The sequence below is a fragment of the Arthrobacter sp. C9C5 genome (assembly GCF_013359735.1).
Taxonomy (GTDB): domain Bacteria; phylum Actinomycetota; class Actinomycetes; order Actinomycetales; family Micrococcaceae; genus Arthrobacter.
Map to the genome: position 1 here is coordinate 117,938 of NZ_JABFMX010000005.1, position 18,043 is coordinate 135,980.

Here is an 18,043-nt window from a genome sequence, read left to right on the forward strand (position 1 = left end):
AAAGGGTGAACAAACGCCGGCACCGCGCCAGAGACCGCACCGGAAACAGCAACAGGATCCGCGCCGTCGACCCGGACCTTGCCCCGGTGGCGCCGGCAGCGAAACACCGTGGTGGCTACGGACGCTGGACGGAGCGGATCGCGGACCGTGCCGCTACAGCCGCCGGGGAGCTGCTGGCGCTGGCAGCGCCGGTGGAATGCGTCTGCTGCGGCGCGGAGGACAGGACGTTGTGCGCCGGCTGCGCCCATCGGGTCCGCCAACTAACGCGGCGGCCGTTCCGGGCCGAAGGGCGGGCCCCTGCCCTCGTGGACATGGACGGCTCGGTCCTGCTGCCGGTCGTGGCAGCCGGGGTCTACCGGGGCGAGCTGGCCCAGTCCCTGCTGTCCTTCAAGAGGCACGGCCAGCGTCAGCTGGCCGAGGAACTGGCCAAGGCCCTCGTCAAAGCCATCGGCGCCGCGGCCGGCCGGGCGGAAGGAATCCTGCTGGTACCCGTGCCTACCAGCGGTGCCGCGTTTCGACGCCGGGGCTTCAGCCCGGTCCACCTCTTGCTCGCGCGGGCCCGGCGAAGCCCCGCCCTGGCCGGAGCCGACGTCGCCGACGTGCTCCGCAAGACGCGGCCCGGCCCAAACGGTCCCAGGGGCCGACCTGGGCTGGCGGCCGGCTGGCCCGGCGGGCAGAAGGGATTGGGCCGCGCGGCCCGGACCCGACGGGTACGCGGTTCCATGCGGATCAAGGGCGGACTCCGCCCGCCGGAGCTTAACGGTCGGCCCTGCATCGTCGTGGACGACGTGCTCACCACCGGCGCCACGCTGGCCGAAGCGGCCCGCGCGCTGCACGCCGCGGGAGGGCTGGTCCGCGGCGCGGTGGTGCTCGCGGCGACACGCCCGCCCGCCCGGTACAACTTTGCCGTGTCAATCCCCGCCGCTGGCGGGGAACCCCGGCCGTGAGGAAAAAAATAAACCAAAAAAAGATGAATAACAGGGGTCCATGAACTAACGTCGAACATGGGTACCAAGAACAGATGTACCTGTCGATAGCGGCTCGGAAAGGGGCTCGACTGTCAGTCAGATCAGCCCCGGGAAGTGCCGCCGTCGTGTCACCGAAGTCATTTGGAGGGCACCATGGAGTTCATGATCAGCGGTCGTAATTTGACGGTCTCGGACCGGTTCCGCGAATACGCCGACGAAAAGATCTCGAAGATCGCATCACTGGGGGACAAGGTCCAGAGGGTGGACGCCAAGGTTACCAAGGAGACCAAGGCCCGGCAGACCGCAGAACTGCTCACTGTCGAGCTGACCGTCCTGGGCCGAGGGCCCGTGATCCGTGCCGAAGCCAGCGCCGCAGACAAATTTGCCGCGTTCGACCTGGCCTACAACAAGCTTCTTGAACGGTTGCGCCGTGCCAAGGACCGCAAGAAGGTCCACCACGGCCGGCACACTCCGATATCCGTCACCGAGGCGACGGCAACCCTGGAACCAGCCAGCACCAGCGAGCCCATCTACGAGGAAGCGAGCCATCCGCCGCAGCCCCGGTCCGCCGAGAAGTCGCCGTACGAGGTGGAAAACGACATTCCGGCCGGCGACTCGCCCGTGCTGATCCGCCGGAAGGTCTTTCCCGCGGCGTCCCTGTCGCTCGACGACGCCGTCGACAACATGGAACTCGTAGGCCATGACTTCTACCTCTTCGTGGACAAGGAGACGAAGGCCCCGTCGGTCGTCTACCGCCGTGAAGGCTGGACCTACGGCGTGATCAGCCTGGACCAGACCTGCGAACCGGGCGAGGCTCCGCTGGAAGAAAAGATCATCGCTTATCGTTCAGAGGATGAGCCCGCCAGCGCCTGAGCTGGTGACCATCCGACGAAGGGACTGATGTGCACGCATCGCTGAGCTTCAATCAGGCACGGCGGATCGCATTGGCAGCCCAGGGATTGGACAAGGTCCGGCCCGCCGCACCCGTGAGCGCACGGGCGGTGGGCCGTACCTTTGCCCGTCTCCACCTGGTCCAGATTGATTCCGTCAACGTGCTCTCGCGGAGCCACTACCTGCCGTTCTTCTCCCGGCTCGGCAACTACGACCGCACCATCCTGCACCGCATGGCGGGGACACACCCGCGACGGATGATGGAGTACTGGGCCCACGAGGCCAGCTTCATCCGGCCCGAGCATTTCCAGGATCTCGTGCTGTGGCAGAACCGCAAATGGGTCGGCGCCCATGCCATGGATCCGGAGCTGCGCAGCGATGTGGCGCAGCGGGTACTGGAGGCGCTTGCGGCGGGCCGGCCGCTGACCGCCGCCGAACTCACGGCCAGGCTGGGCCACGTCGAGGACCGGCCCAAGGACAACTGGGGGTGGAACTGGAACGCAGTCAAGCGGGTTCTTGAGCACCTCTTCGAGGAGGGCCTGGTCTCGGCCGCCTCCCGGACCGAGTCCTTCGAACGTCGCTATACGCTGACCTCGAGGGTCCTGGCTGCCGGCGGTCCGGCCGCGCAGGCAGCACCCGCCGCGGGCCGGGAGCCGGATGCCGCGGCCGCCATGATCCGGCTGATCGACGCCGCGGCCCAGGCGCACGGGATCGGCACCGTGCGGTGCTTCGCGGACTACTTCCGGACCCCGTTGCGCGCCGCCGCCGTCGCGGTGGAACACCTCGTGGGCGCCGGGCGGCTGGAGCCGGTGACGGTGGCCGGTTGGAACAGGCCGCTGTACCGGCACGCCGACGCCGGGTTGCCCCGCGCCGCCAACGGCCGCGCGTTGCTGAGCCCCTTCGATTCGCTGGTCTTTGAACGCCGCAGGCTGGAGGAACTATTCGGCTTCCATTACCGGCTCGAGATCTATACCCCCGAGGCCAAGCGCCGCTACGGCTACTACGTGCTGCCCTTCCTGCTGCGCGACGGAATCGTGGCCCGCGTGGACCTGAAGGCGGACCGGGCGACCGGCAGCCTGCTCGCCCGGGCCAGCCACGCCGAGCCCGGCGCGCCGGCCGACACCGCCGTCGAACTCGCCGAGGAACTGCAGCTCATGGCAGAGTGGTTGGAGCTGGACCGGGTCGTTGTCGCCCCCGTGGGGGACCTGGCGCCGGCGCTAATGCAGGCCGTGGCCGGCCTGCATCCGCTCTGAGGGAACAGGCGCGTCCCGCCCTGCGTCTCTCCCGTAGACTAAACACGCCGGAATTCGGCAGCTTGAGACTGGGAGCAATTTCACGTGGCATCACTTATCGAAAAACTTCTCCGCACGGGTGACAAAAAGACCCTGCGGCAACTGCGGAACTATGCCGATTCCATTAATGCCCTTGAAAGCTCCTTCCAGACCTTCACCGACGCCGAACTGCGCGAAGAGACCGACCGTCTCCGCGCCCGCCACGGCGACGGGGAGAAGCTCGACGACCTGCTGCCCGAGGCCTTCGCCGCCGTCCGCGAGGCATCCTCGCGGACCCTGGGGATGCGGCACTTCGACGTCCAGCTGATGGGCGGCGCCGCCCTGCACCTGGGCAACATCGCCGAAATGAAGACCGGTGAAGGCAAGACCCTGGTGGCCACCGCTCCGGCCTACCTCAATGCCCTCACCGGCAAGGGCGTACACGTCATCACCGTCAACGACTACCTCGCCGAGTACCAGTCGGACCTGATGGGCCGCGTGTACCGCTTCCTCGGCCTGAGCAGCGGCTGCATCCTCTCCAACCAGGACCCCGCCGTCCGCCGCGAGCAGTACGCCTCGGACATCACCTACGGCACCAACAACGAATTCGGCTTCGACTACCTGCGCGACAACATGGCCTGGGACAGGTCCGAACTGGTCCAGCGCGGCCACAACTTCGCCATCGTCGACGAAGTGGACTCCATCCTCATCGATGAGGCCCGCACCCCGCTCATCATTTCCGGACCGGCCCAGGGCGACACCAACCGCTGGTACAGCGAGTTCGCCAAGGTGGTGCTGCGCCTCCAGCCCGAGACCGACTACGAGGTCGATGAGAAGAAGCGCACCGTCGGCGTCCTCGAGGCCGGCATCGAGAAGGTCGAGGATTACCTCGGCATCCACAACCTCTACGAGTCCGCGAACACCCCGCTGATCGGTTTCCTGAACAACGCCATCAAGGCGAAGGAACTGTTCAAGCGGGACAAGGACTACGTCATCCTCGACGGCGAAGTGTTGATCGTGGACGAGCACACCGGTCGCATCCTCGCCGGCCGGCGCTACAACGAGGGCATGCACCAGGCGATCGAAGCCAAAGAAGGCGTCGAGATCAAGGCCGAAAACCAGACCCTCGCGACGGTCACGCTGCAGAACTACTTCCGCATGTACGACAAGCTCGCAGGTATGACAGGTACCGCCGAAACCGAAGCTGCCGAGTTCATGAGCACCTACAAGCTCGGCGTCGTCGCCATCCCCACCAACCGGGACATGCAGCGCATCGACCAGCCGGACCTCGTCTACAAGAACGAGACCGTGAAGTTCGACGCCGTGGTCAAGGACATCGCCGAGCGGCACGAAAAGGGCCAGCCGGTCCTGGTCGGCACCACCAGCGTCGAGAAGAGCGAATACCTTTCCCGGCTGCTGGCCAAGGAAGGCATCCGGCACGAGGTGCTGAACGCCAAGAACCACGCCCGTGAAGCGTCCATCGTGGCGCAGGCCGGCCGCAAGGGTGCCGTGACGGTGGCGACCAACATGGCCGGACGTGGCACCGACATCATGCTGGGCGGCAACGCCGAGTTCACCGCCGTCGCCGAACTCGCCCAGCGCGGGCTCGATCCGGAAGAGAACTCCGAGGAATACGAGGCCGCCTGGCCCGCCGCGTTCGAGGCCGCCAAGCAGTCTGTAAAGGACGAGCACGAGGAAGTCCTCAACCTCGGCGGACTCTACGTGCTCGGCACCGAGCGGCACGAGTCCCGCCGGATCGACAACCAGCTGCGCGGCCGGTCCGGGCGCCAGGGCGACCCCGGCGAGTCCCGGTTCTACCTGTCGCTGACCGATGACCTGATGCGGCTGTTCAACTCCGGCGCGGCCGAGCGGCTGATGAACAGCTCGGTGCCGGACGACGTCGCCCTCGAATCGAAGCTCGTCTCGCGTGCCATCGCCTCGGCCCAGGGCCAGGTGGAAGGCCGCAACGCCGAACAGCGCAAGAACGTCCTGAAGTACGACGACGTCCTGAACCGCCAGCGCGAGGCAATCTACGGCGACCGCCGTCGCATCCTGGAAGGCGATGACCTGCACGAAAAGGTCCAGTACTTCCTCGAGGACACGATCACCGCCTTCATCGACGAGGCAACCGCCGAAGGTACCGGCGACGACTGGGACTTCAACCTGCTCTGGTCCAACCTGAAAACCCTGTACCCGGTCAGCTTCTCGCCGCGGGACGTGATTGACGAGGCCGGCGGCAAGTCGCGGATTACGGTGGAGTTCCTGAAGGAAGAGATCCTCTCCGATGCCCGCTTGGTCTACCAGGCACGCGAGGAGCTGATCGGTTCGGAAAGCATGCGTGAACTTGAGCGCCGCGTGGTGCTCTCCGTGATCGGCCGCAAGTGGCAGGAACACCTCTACGAGATGGATTACCTCAAGGAAGGCATCGGCCTGCGGGCGATGGCCCAGCGCGATCCCCTGGTCGAGTACCAGCGTGAGGGCTTCATCATGTTCCAGGCCATGATGGAGGCTATCCGCGAGGAGAGCGTCGGCTTCCTGTTCAACCTGGAGGTCGAGGTGACCCCGGCGGAGGACGTCGTGGTGGCCGACGCCGCGGGCCAGCACACGGAGCACCACGAGCCGCAGATCCACGCTGCCGGCCTGGAAGCGCCGGAGAAGCCGGCCCAGTTGCAGTACACGGCGCCGGGCGAGGACGGCGCGGCCCAGACCCGGGTCGAGGCGAAGTCCTCCGGCCGTTCCGGCAACCCGGCGAAGGCCGCGGCCCAGGAGTCGCCGCGGCGCGCCAGCAAGAAGAAGCGTCGCTAGGCTGGAAACGCCAGAGCAGGGCCGGAACGACAGTTCCGGCCCTGCTCCATTTAAGTTGCCCTCCTTTCCCTGGTTCCTGGCGCGAATCCTCAGCCGATCTCCAGAACGGTGACCCGCCAGACCAGCCTGCTGCGCTCCAACCGCAGGGCGACGGCGCGGACGCGCAGTTCGTCGGAGACGACGGCGCTGGCCTCATAGACGTCCTCGGACACCCGGCAGGCGCGGACCGAGCGGACGGACGGATTCCGGTGCAGCCGGCCAGCCGTCGGCGAGGTGCCCGAAGCCACGCGGCGGGTCAGTGCGGCCCGGTGCTGCAGGGCCGCCAGGCAGCGCTCGTCGAGCCGGCGTGCGAGCTGCTGCGCGGGCCGGGTACCGGCAAGGACTTCGATGGCGGCCTGCACAGTCGACCGGCAAATCGCACACACCTCCCGGTCCTGGTCCACCAGCCGCAGGACCGGCGCCGTACCGCCTGGCAAAGGCGGGCGGGGAGCATGGAGCGGGACGGCGCGGGGACCCGGCGGCGCCACCGGGAGGGGGACAGCGGTGCCTGCGCGGATACCGGTCATGGGGCTCATGGGACTTCCTTTGCTGTCGTTGAGGGGTTGCGGGGTGGCTTGGTTCAGCGTGTGGGAGGCATCCGAAGGACCTGACCGGGAAGTAGCAGCCCGGGGTCGCTGCCGATGAGATCGCGGTTGGCCTGGTAGAGCCGCGGCCATGCCAGGGCGATGTCGACGTCGGACGCCAACGGTCCGAGGTCCGCCGCGCAGATGCTCCACAACGAGTCCCCGGCCCGGACGGTGACCGCCGCCGTGCGCGCCGGTTCCTGGGCGCGCCGCGGGGAAGGCGCCAGGGACCGGGGATCCACCGGCGGCGGCGCCGGCATCCAGTGCGGATCCAGGCCGAGGCTCCGGGGCTTAGCGGAGGGGACAGGAGGCTCAGGCTCCGGGGCAGGAGAACGGGCCGGAGGGGGAGCCGCGGATCCGGACGCGAAAGCGGTCACCTCGGCCCCGCTGGGGATCCATGCGGCGGAAACGGCGGGAGGGGCCGTTGTTGCCGGGCCGGCCGGGGCAGGGCTTGCGTGGGCCAGTGGGGCGGTGGCGAGTTGGAGTCCGAGGGCGGCCAGCGCCAGCCGGCGCATGAAGGCGGGACTGAACTTCCCCGCCGCTTCGGCGGAACGGCGGCTGCCACTGCGTTCGAGCAGCGCCGCCACGAAGGCGATCAGAAAGGACAACGCCCACCAGGCGACGACGATCAGCCCGGCGGTGTTGGCGGCAACCCCGATCTGGTCCTCGAAGGAGGGGGATTGACGCCTCGCCGCCGATGAATGCAGGCGCTGGGCGAGCCGGGCACCCGAGCCGGCGAGGAAAGCCCCAAGCAGGAGAATGACGAATGCCATGGCCGCGTCTGCGCCCAGCCCGCGCCGGCGGCCCGCGCCGGAAAAATTCGTGGTGTCCACAAAGGCCTCCTCTGCGGGCCGACCCGCTGCCTTGCCCGTTTAGCCGGTCCGCTGAGTGCGTCCGCGAGCACACTTTTGTTAGTGTTTGATGCAATTTGATGCATCTAAAGCGAGTTTGATCTCCGAAGACGCTGTTTGTCTAGAGGGTGCGCAAAGAATGTGGATTGACCGCCGTTGGGGGTGCGCCTACGCTGGCGCCATGCGTTGGGACGCCCTGTTTGCAGACCTGGAGGCACAACTGGCTGCCGGGGAGCGCCTGGACCTGGACGTCGAAGTTGGCGAGCGGGCGCGGGTGGATGCGGCCGCGGTCGAGCTGGCGGATCGGTTGCGGGGCTCGCTGGGCCTGCGGATCGGCGTCCACCTTGGCTCCGGAACTGTGTACGAGGGCACGCTCAGCCACGTGGGCAGCCAGTGGCTGGTGCTCGACGAGGAGCGGCACCAGGTCCTGATTCCCTACGCGTCGGCGGTGCGCTACGCCGGCCTCTCCCGGCTGGCGGTGGGCGCGGGCCCCGGGGCGCGGCAGCGGCTCGGCCTGGCCAGTGCCTTGCGGGGACTGGCACGGGACCGCGCCAACCTGGCCGTGATGGTGTCCCGAGGGGCGGCGGGCGAGTCCGTCCTGCACGGCGTCATCGACAGGGTCGGCCGCGATTTCCTTGACCTCGCGCTCACCCCTGCGGGGGAGGAGCGGCGGCCTGCGAATGTCAGCGGCGTGGCCACGATTCCCTTTGGCGCCCTCGCCGGGATTCGGTCAGTCCGCGGCGCCGACGGCTAGGCGCCCGGCTCAGTGGCCCTTGGCCTTGGCTTCCTCGATCATGCGGCTTGCCTCCGCGTAGCGCTCCTGGATGTACTGCTCGAGCATGGTTTCCTCGACCCGCCACTGGCCGCGTCCGCCCACCTGGATGGCCTTGAGCTGGCCGCTGCGAACCAGTGCGTAGGCAGCGGGGGAGTTGATCTGGAGCTGCTCGGCAACATCTGCGAGGGTCAGGAATCGGGGCATGGCACCATTTTGCCACCGGTGGTCGGGTTTGGGGACGTTATCCACAATTTGATGCTGTTTGCTCAGGTCTCTTCCCGCAGGGCCGCCAATTCGTGAGAATAGGGGTGTCCGGCGCCCGTGGCCCGGGCTGCGACTACAGGGGGAGCAGGACGCATGAGTGTGAGCACGGTAGCCGGCGGCGCCCGGTTAAAGCGGCCCTCGTGGAAGGACCCGCGGCTCCTCGTGGGCATCCTGCTGGTACTGGCCTCCGTAGTCGGCGTCGTGTCACTCGTGGCGGCGGCGGACCAGACCACTGAGGCCTACGCCGCCAGCGAGCCGATTGCCGTCGGAGAGAAGCTCTCCCCGGACAAGCTGCACCGGGTCAAGGTCCGGCTGGGCGACGTCGAGCCGCAGTACCTCACCCCGGAGTCCGGCATGGACGGCGGCCTGGTGGCCGTCCAGCGCATCGGCAAGGACCAGCTCCTGCCGCGCGAAAGCTTCGGCAGGCTGGACGCCCTGGACCGCAAGCCGGTCGCCATCACCATTGACGAGGCCTTGCCGCCGCAGGCGGTGGCGGGCTCCCGCGTGGATGTCTGGGTGGCGCTGCCGGATACCCGCAACGGTTTCAGCGAGCCGACGCTGCTGCTGCCGGGGGCCGAGATTGCCCAGCTCACCCCGGGGAGCACCGCCCTGGGGTCACAGCGGTCCACAGTGGTGATGGTCCTCGTGTCGGACGGGCAGATGCCCAAACTGCTGGGGGCGCAGGCCAACAAGGCAAAGATCTCCGTCGTTTGGAATCCGGGAGGCGCGCCCTGATGGGCATTCCGGTGGTGACGGTGGGCCGGACCCCGGACGACCTGGTCGGCGGGCTGGAGCGGCTCCATGGCCCGGTGTCCGTGGTCCGGCGCTGCAGCGAGCTCGCCGAACTGCTGGCCGCCTGCCAGACCGGCCTGGCACGGGCCGCCGTCGTCGCCGAGGGGAGCGGGGAGCTTACCGCCTCGCTGGTGGACCGCCTGTCCGCCGTGGGAGTCGCCGTGGTGGCGCTGACCGACAGCCCGGAGGAATCGGCCAGGCTTCGGGGGATCGGCGTGACCGCGGAGGCTTCCGGGGTGGAGGCGGCCGCGCTCGCCGCCCTGATCGCTGGCGCGGTGGCGGAGCTTGCCGGCGCGCGGCCCGGGCCGCCGGCCAGTGGCTTGGCCGACCCTTCCGCGGCGCTTCACCCGCAGGCGAGCCCGGACCGCACTCTGGACGGCGGGGCCGGGGCGGAGTGGGATGGCCCCGGCACCGGGGGAGCGGGAACCACAACGGGAACGGGGAGAATCATCGCCGTCTGGGGTCCCGCCGGATCGCCCGGTCGGACCCTGGTGGCCGCCAATATGGCCGGCGAACTGGCAGCGGAGGGCAAGTCCGTCCTGCTGGTCGACGCCGACAGCTATGGCGCCAGCGTCGTGGCGGTCTTGGGGCTGCTGGACGAAGCGGCCGGACTTGCGCAGGCCTGCCGGCTGGCGGACCAAGGCCTGCTCGACGGCGAAGCGTTGCGCCGGATTACCGTCCCGGTGTCCACCCGCGCCGGAACGTTCCGGGTCCTGACCGGCATTACCCGGGCCGACCGCTGGACCGAACTTCGGGCGGCGGCGCTCGCGCTGGTCTACGAGCGGGCCCGGGAGATCGCCGAGGTCACAGTGATTGACGCCGGCTTCTGCCTGGAGGCCGACGAGGAGCTCAGCTTTGACTCGATTGCGCCGCGCCGGAACGCAGCGACCCTGCGAAGCCTCGAACTGGCCGACACCGTCTATGCCATCGGCGCCGCCGACTCGGTCGGGGTGCCTCGGCTGGTGCGCGGACTGGCTGAGCTAAACGCCGCCGTCCCGCAGGCGCGTCCCCGCGTGGTCCTGAACAAGGTGCGGGCCTCCGCCGTCGGCCGGTCCCCGGAACGCCAGCTCCGTGAGGCCTGGGCACGCTATGGCCCGACCGTACCGTTGGAAGCCTTCCTCCCGGCCGATCCGGCGGCCTGCGACGCAGCCCTACTGGCTGGCTCGCTGCTGCTCGAGAGCGTGCCGGATTCCGCCCTCCGCCGGGCCATCCGGGACGTGGTTTGTGCACCCGCCCAGCAAAAACGCATATCCTCTGTCCTTTCTTCCACAGCAAAGCCCCGGCTAAAAGACTAGGCTCGCCATGAGGGCTGCAACGGTGCGGCCGTGAACTTTTTGATGGAGGCGTTTGTCGATGTCGTCTGGGTCCAGCGTGGAGGATCAACCCGTTTCGATCGGTGCCAACGAAGGGTACTTCGGGGACTACTACGAACATCTCGCCCAGGAGGATGCCCGCGCCTATGGCGACGACGTCCTGACTGCGCGGGCCCAGATGCATCTGCAGGTGGCGGCCACCAGGCAGCCCGGCGTGGCGAACATTTCGATCTCCGACGAGGCTGAGGCCAGCGTCGTCTACATCGTCACCGACGACATGCCGTTCCTGGTGGACTCAGTCAACACCGAGCTGGTCCGGCAGAAGTCCCCGATCCACCTCGTGATCCACCCGCTCTTCGTCGTCACCCGCAACCGCGAGACCGGCCGGCTGGTCAAGGTCGCGCGGGTGCCCTCGCACCTGGGCATCTCCAGCGGCGACACTGCGGCGATGCCCAACCTGTCCCACCTGATCGCCCAGGGGGACAACGCTTCGCACATGGAATCCTGGATTGCCGTCGAAATCGAACGGGTCGACGACGCCAAACGGGAGCAGCTGATCGAGGGCCTCACCCGGGTGCTCGGCGACGTCCGTGCGGCGGTCGAGGACTGGCCGAAGATGCGCAACAAGGCGCACGAGATTTCCGATGACCTCGACAAGGTCGCCCATGCTGCGCAGATCGCCGAACTCCGCCAGGCCCAGGAACTGCTCCGGTGGCTGGACGATGGAAACTTCACCTTCCTCGGCTACCGCGAATACGACCTGAAGACCGAATCCGGCGAGGACGTGCTGGAGCTTCGGGAGGACAGCGGACTCGGGCTGCTGCGCAACGGCGCGGACACCCGCCACCAGATCCAGCACCTGACCGAAACCGGCCGGAAGAAGGCGCGCGAGAAGAGGGCGCTGGTGATCACCAAGGCCAACTCCCGCTCCACGGTGCACCGCTCGGCGTACCTCGACTACATCGGCGTGAAGAGCTTCGACGCCGCCGGCAACGTCAACGGCGAACGGCGCTTCATCGGCCTGTTCGCCACGACCGCCTACGCCGGGTCCGTCCGGGATATCCCGGTCGTCCGCGAAAAGGTCGACGCCGTGCTGCGGGATGCCGGTTTCCCGCCGGACTCCCACTCCGGCAAGGACCTGCTCGGCATCCTGGAGACCTATCCGCGCGATGAGCTCTTCCAGATCGAAATCCCGGACCTTGCCGCCATCACCACCGGCATCCAGCGTCTGCAGGAGCGCCGCCGGACCCGGCTGTTCCTCCGGCCGGACATCTACGGCCGGTTCATGTCAGCCCTCGTCTACCTGCCCCGCGACCGGTACACCACCAACGTTCGGCTGCGCATCGAGAAGGAACTGCAGGAGACGTTCGACGCCGTGTCGATCGACTATGAGGCGCGGATGACCGAATCCGCCCTGGCCCGGTTGTTCTTCCGGATCCGGCTGCCCAAGGACGCGGACGTCAGCCACGTCAACAGCGACGAACTGGAGAAGCGCCTGGTCCGTGCCGCCCGCTCCTGGAGCGAAGGCATCACCGAGGTCCTGCGCGCCAGGGCCGGCGCCGACGGCGAGAACGGCGCCAAGGAACTCGCCGCCGTCTGGGCCGAGGCTTTCCCGGCCAGCTACCGCGTCGACTACGAAGTCGAGGACGCGCTCGAGGACATCGCCCGCTTCGAGAAGTACGGCGCCGCCGAGCGCACCGGCGAGCCCGGCGGGGAGCGGCCGGGCGTGCATGTGTACCTTCCCCACGGTGCCGGCGCCACCCTCGAGGAGGATGCCCGCGTCAAGCTGTACATGCTCGAGCCCAAGAGCCTGAGCCAGATCCTGCCGTACTTCCACAACCTCGGCCTTGAGGTCCTGGACGAACGCCCGTTTGAGATCGAAACGGCCGACCACCGCGACTTCTTCCTCTACGACCTTGGCCTGAAGTACCCGGCCGGGGTGAACCCGGAGCGCACCGGGGCCTTGCTGGGTGAGTCGTTCGGCGCAGCCGTGTCCGGCGTGGTGGAATCGGACAGTTTCGACCGCCTGGTGCTGCGCGAAGGCATGCACTGGCGCCAGGTGATCGTGCTGCGCGCCTATGCCAAGTACATGCGGCAGATGGGCAACACCAACTCCTTCGAATTCATGGCTGACACGCTGTTGGCCAACCCGGACGTGGCCCGGGGCCTGAATGCGCTCTTCGCCGCGCGCTTCGACCCCGCGCTGCCCGACGGCGAACGCCAACAGCGCCAGGACCAGGTCCGCGCCGGGCTGGACACGGCCATCGAGCAGGTGGCCACGCTCGACGCCGACCGGGTGCTGCGCACCTTCAAGAACCTGATCCAGGCCACGCTTCGGACCAACTTCTACCAGAACAAGACGCACGTCAGCTTCAAGCTGGACCCCTCCGGCATTGACGGCCTGCCGTTCCCGCGGCCGATGTTCGAGATCTGGGTCTACTCGCCCCGGGTCGAGGGCGTGCACCTGCGCTTCGGCAAGGTGGCCCGCGGCGGACTCCGCTGGTCGGACCGCCGGGAGGACTTCCGCACCGAAATCCTGGGCCTGGTGAAGGCACAGACCGTCAAGAACGCCGTGATCGTTCCCACCGGCGCGAAGGGCGGCTTCTACGCCAAGCAGCTTCCGGATCCCGCGGCGGACCGCAGCGCCTGGATGGCCGAGGGCATTGAAAGCTACAAGACCTTCATCCGCGGCCTGCTGGACCTGACCGACAACCTGGTCACCACCCCGGAGGGCGAGAGGCTGGTGCCCCCGGCCGACGTCGTGCGGCACGACGGCGACGATTCCTACCTCGTCGTCGCGGCCGACAAGGGAACCGCCTCGTTCTCCGACATCGCCAACAGCCTCTCCGCCGAATACGGCTTCTGGCTCGGCGACGCTTTCGCTTCCGGCGGCTCCGTCGGCTACGACCACAAGGCCATGGGCATCACCGCCCGCGGCGCCTGGGAATCGGTCAAGCGGCACTTCAGCGAGCTGGACCTGGACACGCAGGCAGAGCCGTTCACCGTCGTCGGCGTCGGCGACATGTCCGGCGATGTTTTCGGCAACGGCATGCTGCTCTCGCGGCACATCCGGCTGCTCGCCGCGTTCGACCACCGGCACATCTTCCTGGACCCGAACCCGGACGAGGCAGCCTCCTTCACGGAGCGGCAGCGGCTTTTCGACCTGCCCCGCTCCTCCTGGGACGACTATGACAAGTCCCTGATCAGCGAAGGCGGCGGCGTGTTCGCCCGCCAGGCCAAGTCGATTCCCGTCTCCGCGCAGGTCCGTGCCGCGCTGGGGCTGCCCGAAGGCACCACCCGGCTCAGCCCGCCGGAACTGCTCCGTGCGATCCTGCTGGCCCCGGCCGATCTGCTTTACAACGGCGGCATCGGCACCTACGTCAAGGCGAGCACCGAGACCAACGCCGAGGTCGGCGACAAGGCCAATGACGCCATCCGCGTCGACGGCCGCGAGCTGCGGGTGAAGGTGGTCGGTGAAGGCGGCAACCTGGGCATGACCCAGCGCGGCCGGATCGAGGCTGCACTGCAGGGCGTCATCCTCAACACGGACGCCATCGACAACTCGGCAGGCGTGGACTGCTCGGACCACGAGGTCAATATCAAGATCTTCGTGGACCGCATGGTGGCCGCCGGCAAGCTGGATCCGGCCGAACGCGCGGAGTTCCTCTCCTCGATGACCGACGAAGTCGGCCGCCTGGTGCTCGAGGATAACATTGACCAGAACATCCTGTTGCTCAACGACCGGATGCGGGTCGCCGAATGGAGCCCCAGCTATGAGCGGCTGATGGACTGGCTGGAGAATTCGGCGGACCTCAAGCGTGAGCTGGAGGCGCTGCCGACCACCCAGACGCTGCGTGAGCGGCTCGAGCAGGGCCAGGGGCTGACCTCGCCGGAACTCTCCGTGCTTGCCGCCTACGCCAAGATCGAACTCGCGACGGCGCTGCGCGACAGCGACCTCGCGGAGGACCCATGGTTCCGCGAGACGCTCCGCGCCTACTTCCCGAAGCAGCTGCGGGAACGGTTCGACGCCGAACTCGACACCCACCCGCTGCGCCGGGAAATCATCGCCACCGTCGTCGCGAACGACATGATCAACCTGGGCGGCATCACGTTCGCGTTCCGCGCCATGGAGGAAACGTCCGCCACCGAAGCCGCCGTCGCCAAGGCGTTCGTCGCCCTCCGCGAGGTCTACGAGCTGGACATCATGGTGGCCGAACTCAACGAGCTGCCGGCGTCGTTCCCGACCGAGCACTGGAGCACCGTCCACCTGGACATCCGCAGGCTCCTGGACCGCGCGGTCCGCTGGGTGCTGAGCCAGGGCAACGCCGCGCGGCCGATCGCGGAGATCGTGGCCGAGTTCAAGCCGCTGATGGATCCGATGCGGGCGCGGCTGCTGGACTACCTGCGCGGCGATGACCGCGAGCGGGTCTCGCAGTGGCTCGAAAAGGCCCGCAGCTGGGAGCTTCCCGAGGACCTGGCGCACCGCTGGGCGGAATTGTTCGAAAGCTTCGTGCTGCTGGACATCGCCAAGATCGTGCACGTCAGCCCGGAGCCGGTGGAGAACATCGCGCACGTCTATTACACCGTCTTCAACCGTTTCCATGCCGATTCGCTGCTCGAGCGCATCACCAAGCTGCCGAGGAAGGACCGCTGGCAGGCCTTGGCCCGTGCGGCCCTCCGCGACGACCTGTACTCGACCGTCTCGGATATGACGACGGCGGTCCTCGAGGCGACGCCGTCGGAGATGCCGGCGGAGGAGCGGCTGGTGGCCTGGGAAGGCCAGAATGTGGAGCAGCTGGGGCGGGCAAAGAGCATGTTCGACGAGGTGAACGCCCTCGAGGCCGATGACATGGCCTCGCTCTCGGTAGCATTGAGGCTCTTGAGGTCAATCGTCCGACGCTAGGGTCTGCCGGCCCCGCGTCGCAAATGGAGGTGCTGTGGCAATCTTTACGGACCCTATCAGGGAGCATGCTGATTTCGGGCCGGGGGATGCCGAGTGGCTGCATCTGCTCGTGGGGGACTGGCAGATGGTCGCGGACCTTGCCTTCGCCGACCTCGCCTTGTGGTTTCCGCACCCCGAGCTTGGCTACGTGGCGCTGGCCCACGTGCGCCCCTCCACCACGCATACGGTGTTTCACGCCGACTTCGTGGGGGAGGGGATCCGCTCGGACCTGAAACGGCTCGTGGACAAGGCCTGGGAAAGCCGCACCATCGAACGCTCCAACGAGACCAACTGGAGCAGCGACATGGCAATGCGGGTCGAGGCCGTGCCGATGGTCCGCAACGGCCGGACGCTCGCGATTGTGACCTCGCATATGGACCTCTCCAGCTCCCGGATGCCCTCGCGGCTGGAGCTGACCTACCGGCAGTGCGCCTACGACCTGCTGCGGATGGGCACCCTGGGACTCTGGCCGGATTTTGCCTCGCCCACCGGGTCGCGCCGCGGCGCCCCCCGCGTCGGCGACGGCCTCATCAGGCTCGACGCCGAGGGGATCGTGCAGTACGCGAGTCCCAACGGCGTCTCCGCGTTCCGCCGGCTCGGCGACGGCGAATCGCTGGAGGGCCGGTCACTGGCCGAAGTCACGGCCGGGCTGCTGCGGGACCGCCGCATGGTGGACGAGACCCTGCCGCTGGTGGTCACCGGGCGCATGCCGTGGCGCAGCGAGATCGAGTCCCGCGGCGTCAGCCTTTCGCTCCGGGCCATCCCGCTGCGGGACGAACAGCAGCGCTTCGGGGCGCTGGTGCTCTGCCGCGATGTCTCGGAGCTGCGCCGACGGGAAATGGAACTCGTCACGAAGGACGCCACGATCCGCGAGATCCACCACCGGGTCAAGAACAACCTGCAGACCGTGGCGGCGCTGCTGCGCATGCAGTCGCGCCGGATGGTCAGCGACGAGGCCAAGCAGGGACTCGAACAGGCAATGCGCCGGGTCGCGACCATCGCCCTGGTCCACGAAACCCTCTCGCAGGGCCTGACCCAGAGCGTCGACTTCGATGAGCTGATCGGGCGCCAGTTCCGCCTGTCAGCCGAGGTTGCCTCGCCCTCGCAGCAAGTGAAGACCCAGCGTTCCGGCCTGTTCGGGGAGTTGCCGAGCGACTTCGCGACGCCGCTGGCCCTCGTCATCAACGAACTCGTGACCAACGCCGTCGAGCACGGGCTCGAGGGCAGGGCCGGGACGGTCTGGCTGCTCGCCGACCGCTCCGAGAGCGAGGACGGTGACGAACTGCTCACCGTGACGGTGGCGGACGACGGCGTCGGGCTGCCGGCCGGGTCCTACACCGAAGGCCTGGGGCTGCAGATTGTGCGCACCCTGGTGACGAGCGAGCTCGGCGGGAGCATCCAATGGAAGCCGCGGGAGGGCGGCGGTACCGCGGTGCAGGTGGTTCTGAGCCTCGCCACGCGCTAAGCGCAGCACGCAACGCCGCGCTTAAGCACGCAATGGCCTCGGACCAGTCGGTCCGAGGCCATTGCTGATTGGGTCGCCCGCAGGCGGAAAATCAGGAGGCGCGGCGGGCGCGGGCCGCGCGGCGCTTCAGGGCGCGGCGTTCGTCTTCGCTCATGCCGCCCCAGACGCCCGCGTCCTGGCCCGACTCGAGGGCCCACTGGAGGCAAGTGTCCACAACGGGGCAGCGCCGGCAGACGCTTTTCGCTTCCTCGATCTGCAGGAGCGCGGGGCCGGTGTTTCCGACGGGGAAGAACAGCTCCGGGTCCTTGTCAAGGCACGCTGCGCGGTTACGCCAATCCATGCTGATCAGTAACTCCATTCCTGGGAATTCGTTAAATGCCTCTTGTGAAATTATTCACTAGAGGCTTCATAAGAAAGGGGCCCTGTGGGCCCCCTCGGTCATCTGGATTAAGCGTGTCATGTTAACGCTGTGTAAACAAGGGGTATTTGGCGAACAAATGCCGCCAAATCGTGAGCGATGCGTCACATTGCCTGGCGGAACCCCCAATGCTGTTTGACTATGTCGGGTAGGGTGCCAGTGTGTCAAGACCCCCAGTGAACCCCGCAGATCCCGCTGACCCGCAGCCCGGCGGTCCAGAGGCCGGCGGCCCGGTGCCGGCTCCCGCCGCCAGACCTGCCGGAATCACCGTCGTATCGGTCGTCACAGCCCTGGAGGCCGCGGCGCTGCTGGTGGCGGCAGGCTGGTACGGATTCCAGCTGCTGACCGGTGCACCGGTCCTGTCCTTCTGGGGCGCGGTCTTCACCCTCGGTCTGCTGCTGGCTTTCTCGGCCTGGCTCCTTGCCGTGAGCCACTTCCTCTTCCGAGGGTACCGCTGGCCAAGAGCCGGGGCGCTGGTGGCCCAGCTGTTCATGCTCACCATCGGCTTCCCGACCCTCACCGGAGGCTACCCCCTGGCCGGACTGGCCATGCTGCTGCCGGCGGCCCTGGCCATCGTGCTGCTCTTCGACAAGCGCGTCATTGCGTTCGCGTCCCGGCCGGGCGGTTCAAGCCGAGCCCTGTAGTGCCCGCGGGACAGACGCAAG

14 protein-coding genes are annotated in these 18,043 nt (G+C 67.9%); 10 read left to right on the forward strand and 4 right to left on the reverse strand.

What is annotated here, in order from left to right:
- Positions 1 to 5 precede the first annotated feature (5 nt).
- The 4 genes from HNO80_RS05560 to secA all read left to right on the forward strand — a co-directional run bounded on the left by HNO80_RS05560 (position 6) and on the right by secA (position 5,935).
- Entirely contained in the window at positions 6 to 947 is a 942-nt protein-coding gene (locus HNO80_RS05560; RefSeq protein ID WP_349627232.1) for a ComF family protein, read from the forward strand.
- A gap of 174 nt (positions 948 to 1,121) precedes the next feature.
- Entirely contained in the window at positions 1,122 to 1,841 is a 720-nt protein-coding gene (gene hpf / locus HNO80_RS05565; protein ID WP_175321838.1) for a ribosome hibernation-promoting factor, HPF/YfiA family, read from the forward strand.
- A gap of 29 nt (positions 1,842 to 1,870) precedes the next feature.
- Positions 1,871 to 3,112 carry a winged helix-turn-helix domain-containing protein gene (locus HNO80_RS05570; protein ID WP_175321839.1) on the forward strand — a complete coding sequence of 414 codons (1,242 nt, stop codon included), beginning with the start codon at positions 1,871 to 1,873 and terminating at the stop codon, positions 3,110 to 3,112.
- Between the two features lie 84 nt (positions 3,113 to 3,196).
- Positions 3,197 to 5,935, forward strand: coding sequence for a preprotein translocase subunit SecA (gene secA / locus HNO80_RS05575; RefSeq protein WP_175321840.1), 2,739 nt, complete (start codon positions 3,197 to 3,199; stop codon positions 5,933 to 5,935).
- 89 nt (positions 5,936 to 6,024) lie between these two features.
- Here the strand turns inward: secA and HNO80_RS05580 are convergent, their stop codons facing one another.
- Together HNO80_RS05580 and HNO80_RS18140 are read right to left on the reverse strand one after the other, a co-directional pair.
- Complete coding sequence (locus tag HNO80_RS05580) at positions 6,025 to 6,510, reverse strand: Rv3235 family protein (RefSeq protein WP_249777170.1); 486 nt, start codon at positions 6,508 to 6,510, stop codon at positions 6,025 to 6,027.
- A 44-nt stretch (positions 6,511 to 6,554) separates the two neighbouring features.
- Positions 6,555 to 7,391: a LysM peptidoglycan-binding domain-containing protein gene (locus tag HNO80_RS18140; protein WP_217500625.1), complete on the reverse strand. Its 837-nt coding sequence runs from the start codon at positions 7,389 to 7,391 to the stop codon at positions 6,555 to 6,557.
- A gap of 199 nt (positions 7,392 to 7,590) precedes the next feature.
- Between HNO80_RS18140 and HNO80_RS05590 the strand changes: the two genes are divergently transcribed.
- On the forward strand, positions 7,591 to 8,163 hold the full coding sequence (locus tag HNO80_RS05590) for a hypothetical protein (protein WP_175321841.1): 573 nt from the start codon (positions 7,591 to 7,593) through the stop codon (positions 8,161 to 8,163).
- A gap of 9 nt (positions 8,164 to 8,172) precedes the next feature.
- Here HNO80_RS05590 and HNO80_RS05595 read toward each other — a convergent pair whose 3' ends face one another.
- Complete coding sequence (locus HNO80_RS05595; RefSeq protein ID WP_175321842.1) at positions 8,173 to 8,388, reverse strand: helix-turn-helix domain-containing protein; 216 nt, start codon at positions 8,386 to 8,388, stop codon at positions 8,173 to 8,175.
- 153 nt (positions 8,389 to 8,541) lie between these two features.
- On the opposite strand from HNO80_RS05595, the gene HNO80_RS05600 reads away from it, so the two are divergent.
- The 4 genes from HNO80_RS05600 to HNO80_RS05615 are packed head-to-tail and all read left to right on the forward strand — an operon-like array spanning position 8,542 to position 16,960.
- Positions 8,542 to 9,183: a CpaB family protein gene (locus tag HNO80_RS05600; RefSeq protein ID WP_175321843.1), complete on the forward strand. Its 642-nt coding sequence runs from the start codon at positions 8,542 to 8,544 to the stop codon at positions 9,181 to 9,183.
- Positions 9,183 to 10,535 (forward strand): CpaE/TadZ family protein, encoded by a 1,353-nt coding sequence (locus HNO80_RS05605; protein WP_175321844.1) that lies wholly within the window; start codon positions 9,183 to 9,185, stop codon positions 10,533 to 10,535. The genes HNO80_RS05600 and HNO80_RS05605 overlap by 1 nt, the downstream gene beginning before the upstream one ends.
- A gap of 58 nt (positions 10,536 to 10,593) precedes the next feature.
- The gene (locus HNO80_RS05610; protein WP_175321845.1) at positions 10,594 to 15,456 is read left to right on the forward strand and encodes an NAD-glutamate dehydrogenase; all 4,863 of its coding nucleotides are present in this window, start codon (positions 10,594 to 10,596) and stop codon (positions 15,454 to 15,456) included.
- A 34-nt stretch (positions 15,457 to 15,490) separates the two neighbouring features.
- Positions 15,491 to 16,960, forward strand: a complete 1,470-nt coding sequence (locus HNO80_RS05615; RefSeq protein ID WP_175321846.1) for a sensor histidine kinase — start codon at positions 15,491 to 15,493, stop codon at positions 16,958 to 16,960.
- 91 nt (positions 16,961 to 17,051) lie between these two features.
- Here the strand turns inward: HNO80_RS05615 and HNO80_RS05620 are convergent, their stop codons facing one another.
- Positions 17,052 to 17,300, reverse strand: a complete 249-nt coding sequence (locus tag HNO80_RS05620) for a WhiB family transcriptional regulator (RefSeq protein ID WP_003804966.1) — start codon at positions 17,298 to 17,300, stop codon at positions 17,052 to 17,054.
- 239 nt (positions 17,301 to 17,539) lie between these two features.
- On the opposite strand from HNO80_RS05620, the gene HNO80_RS05625 reads away from it, so the two are divergent.
- The gene (locus tag HNO80_RS05625; RefSeq protein WP_349627233.1) at positions 17,540 to 18,022 is read left to right on the forward strand and encodes a hypothetical protein; all 483 of its coding nucleotides are present in this window, start codon (positions 17,540 to 17,542) and stop codon (positions 18,020 to 18,022) included.
- The last annotated feature ends 21 nt before the right edge of the window (positions 18,023 to 18,043 follow it).